General features: G+C 69.1%; 3 protein-coding genes and 1 pseudogene. 1 reads left to right on the top strand and 3 read right to left on the bottom strand.

Annotation, left to right across the window (positions count from 1 at the left end):
- The coding region (locus R6V09_RS48630; RefSeq protein ID WP_317887851.1) for a serine hydrolase domain-containing protein at window positions 1-1,026 on the top strand (1,026 nt) is incomplete at its 5' end.
- Here R6V09_RS48630 and R6V09_RS48625 read toward each other — a convergent pair.
- The 3 genes and pseudogenes from R6V09_RS48625 to R6V09_RS48615 form a co-directional block, all read right to left on the bottom strand.
- Window positions 1,019-1,543 carry a hypothetical protein gene (locus R6V09_RS48625; RefSeq protein ID WP_317887850.1) on the bottom strand — a complete coding sequence of 175 codons (525 nt, stop codon included), beginning with the start codon at window positions 1,541-1,543 and terminating at the stop codon, window positions 1,019-1,021. The two genes, R6V09_RS48630 and R6V09_RS48625, sit on opposite strands and share 8 nt — an antisense overlap.
- A 42-nt stretch (window positions 1,544-1,585) precedes the next feature.
- The gene (locus R6V09_RS48620) at window positions 1,586-3,208 is read right to left on the bottom strand and encodes a carboxylesterase/lipase family protein (protein WP_317887849.1); all 1,623 of its coding nucleotides are present in this window, start codon (window positions 3,206-3,208) and stop codon (window positions 1,586-1,588) included.
- A 134-nt stretch (window positions 3,209-3,342) separates the two neighbouring features.
- Window positions 3,343-3,638 (bottom strand): annotated as a pseudogene (locus tag R6V09_RS48615) (hypothetical protein); the annotation flags it as partial.

Here is a 3,638-nt window from a genome sequence, read left to right as displayed (position 1 = left end):
GACGCCGAGGCGCTGCGCGCCGCGCTCGCCGGGCTGCCGGACGCGGATGCCACGGCGGCTCTCGTGCGGGTGGGAGGGACGGACGGGAGCTGGCGCGGGAGTGCCGGTGTGCACGATCTGGAGAGCGGTGCCGCCGCCGATCCCGACGCCCGTTTCCGGGCCGGTTCGACGACGAAGGTCGTGACGGCGGCGACCGTGCTGCGGCTGGCGGCGCAGGGGAAGGTCGACCTGGACACACCGGTCCAGCACTATCTGCCGGGCCTGCTCACGAAGGCCTTCGAGCCCATATCCGTACGGCAGTTGCTGAACCACACCAGTGGTATCCAGGCAGGTGACGGCTTCGGGGACGCCTTCGAGGAGCAGTACGCGCACCGCTTCGACACGCTCACGCCGAAGGAGGTGGTGGGGTCGGCGGTGGCGAAGGGCCCGGAGTTCCGGCCGGGTGAGCAACAGGACTACCTCAACATCAACTACACCATCCTCGGCCTGCTGATCGAGAAGGTGACGGGACACTCGTACGCCTCGGAGGCCACCCGGCTCGTGCTGCGCCCTGCGGGTATGCGGGACACGTACTTCCCCGGCACCGACCCGCGCATCCGCGGCCCGCACAACCACGGCTACCAGGCGGTCCAACAGGCCGACGGCACAACGAAGTTCGTGGATGTCACGGACTGGAACCAGGCGGACCGATGGGCGGCCGGCGACATGATCTCGACGACCGCCAATCTGGAACGGCTGATCACCGCGCTGTTCCGGGGGCGGATCGTGCCGGGGCCGCAACTGAAGGAGATGTTCACGGTGCCGGCCGGTGTCGAGGGCGCCAGTTACAGCGCCGGGCTCCAGCGGTTCGAGTACGGCGGGCAGGTGTACTGGCTCAAGTCCGGTTCCCGGTACGGCTACAGCGCGGTGGTCGTCGCCACCCGCGATCTGTCCCGCACCCTCGTCTACTCGGTCAACTCGACGGACGCGAAGGGCGAGTCGATGAACGCGGTCGCGATGCGGATCGCGCTGGCCGCGCTCAAGTAGCCGGTGCGGGGGCGGGAGTTGGTGCGAGTACCGCTTCCAGGCGCTTGATCTTCTTCCGGACGACGTACAGCGGGACGATCCCGATCACTCCGAAGGACATGTCGATCACCGTCCACCAGAGGGGGATTCCGCGGACCGGTCCGCAGATCAGGGCGAGCGGGATGATCCCGGCACAGGCGATCATCCCGAACTCGACGACCCAGATGTTGCGGACGGGGTCGCGGTAGGGGCCGTAGAAGGCCACCGCGATGACGAGGTGTGCGAAGGCCAGCCAGTCCGTGCCGTAGAGGAGGAAGGGGTAGTCGGTGTCGGCGGTGTCGAGTCCCTGGCGTACGCGCTCGATCCAGTCCGCGAGGGCGGGCAGGTAGTGCGGTACGGACAGGGACGTCAACACGTCCTCGGTCCAGCGGAGTTCGTGGACCAGTGGGAAGGCGGTGGCGCCGCTGAGCACCAGACAGACGACGAACAGGGCAAGCCAGGCGCGGATGCCCTTCAGGAGGGCGGCTCTGTCGTTCATGGCGGCAGCTTACGCCAATATTTGAACGCGTTCAAAACTCTGTCACGTCGCCCCGAGGCTCCCCCAGAAGTCCAGGTCGTGCTCCTGGGCGAAGTCGCGCGTGGCCTTGGAGCAGGCGGCCGGCGGGTCGTCGCTCGACGGGGCGGTGTCGCAGGCCTTCAGGGACATCAACTCCCCTGTCTGCGGCCGGTACTTCGGCCAGTTCGGGGTGCTGGAGCCGTTCGGGTCGCCGGTCGTGGTGAAGCGGTCCCAGAAGGTGATCATCTGGCGGGACAGCTCCAGTTGGTCGTCGTCGTAGGGCAGGGTCTGGCCGAGGTAGTCCCAGAGGTAGCCGAGGTCGTCGACGTGGATGGCTCCGCCGAAGGGGAAGTCCCGTGCCGTGGCGCTCTGTTGCTGAAGTCGGTAGATCGACGTGAAGTGCGGGGTGTCGCTCTCGGCGAACTCGTAGGCGTACGTCGGCACCCAGCGCGACAGCCGCGCCATCAGCTGTTGGCGGTCGTAGGAGGTCGAGCCGTTCTGGACGGCGGTCCAGGCCTGGCCCGGGGTGGGGTAGGCGGTCAGCGGGTACTCGGCGAGGACCTTGTCCGCGTTGATGCCGTACGTCGACCTCACGGCCTGGGTGTACTGGTCGGCGGTCATCGGCGTGCCGAGGTAGTCGTAGTTCTGGAAGGTGAACAGGCCGCGTTCGCTGTTGGTCTGGCCCAGCATGACCGGGACCTTGGTGAAGTCGCCGGCCTGTACGGCCGTTCCCGGGTCGGCCGGGAAGGCGGTGCCGCCGAGGGACGGGCGGACCGGGGCCTTGAGCTGGGCGGCGACGATCGCGGTGGTGGGCTTCGCGCGCAGACAGGCGAGGACGTCGGGGGCGGTGGCGCAGCCGATCTCCTGGACGAAGGCCCGGCTCTGCGTCTCACCGGCCGCCGCCGACTGGAGGCCGCAGCTGCCGCTCATGATGACCGCGCGGGCGAACAGACCCTTGGCGGTGGGCGAGGCGAACTGGTCGCAGACCGAACTGCCGCCCGCGGACTGGCCGGCGATGGTGACGTTCCCGGCGTCGCCGCCGAAGTGCCCGATGTTGGACCGTACCCAGCGCAGTGCCGCCTGTTGGTCCAACAGGCCGTAGTTTCCGGCCCCGTTGGCGTTCTCGGCGCGCAGTTCGGGGAGGTTCAGGTAACCGAGCGGGCCCAGGCGATAGTTGACGGTGACGACGACCGCGCCGGTCTGCTGCACGAACTTGCGCGGGTTGGTGTCCTGGCCGGCGCCGCCGAAGAAGCCGCCGCCGTGGATCCAGACCACGACCGGAGCCTTCGCCCTACTCCCTTGCGGGGCATAGACGTTGAGGCCGAGGCAGTCCTCGGTGGTGATCGCCTTCTCATAGCCGGGGTCCCAGCCGGAGGGCTGGGCGCAGCGGTCACTGAAGCGGGTGGCGTCGCGGATGCCGGTCCAGGAGGAGGTGGGTCGCGGGGCGGTCCAGCGGTCGGCGGCGGTGGGGGTGGCGGCGTACGGGATGCCGAGCCAGGCGTCGTACCCGGTCTGGGCCTGTCCCTTCACCTTGCCGGAGGCGGTGGGGACCACCAGCGATGTGCGTTGCGAACTCCCTTGTGCGGGAGGGGACTTCAGCGCGTGTACGGCGATCGGGGACAGGAGCCCCAGGCCGAGCACGCTCACGGTTGCCAGGATGGTGCGGACTCTGCTGCGGAGTGTCGTCGTCCTTCCCATGACTCACTTGTGTAACCGCTTGGCAATATTGTCGGCAAGATGCGCGACAGGATTGGCTGCAATTGCCCCTGTGCGCGCGGGAGTTACGGCAAGTGGGTCTGCCCGGCCGCCGAGGGGGCGACAGTCCGGGAGGACACGGGTGAAGCCGATGCCGAAGCCGTGGGGGCACGGGACGGTTCCCTGGTGGGGACGCTCGTGCGACTCGGGTCCGCGCTGGGAGTGGGCGCCTTGGTGGCGGGCGGGGTGGGCGGAGTCGTAGGACTGCTGCTCGCGGGGGGTGGGGCGAGGGGGACCGTGGGGGTCACCGGTGCGTCGTGGTGGGCCAGGCGGAACGGAAGGGTGGCGAGGACGAGCACCGCGCAGGTGGCGCCGGCGCCGG

This window comes from Streptomyces sp. W16, assembly GCF_033194735.1.
Classification (GTDB): Bacteria; Actinomycetota; Actinomycetes; order Streptomycetales; family Streptomycetaceae; genus Streptomyces.
The sequence above is the reverse complement of the archived record's forward strand: the minus strand, read 5'-3'. Positions and strand labels throughout refer to the sequence as shown.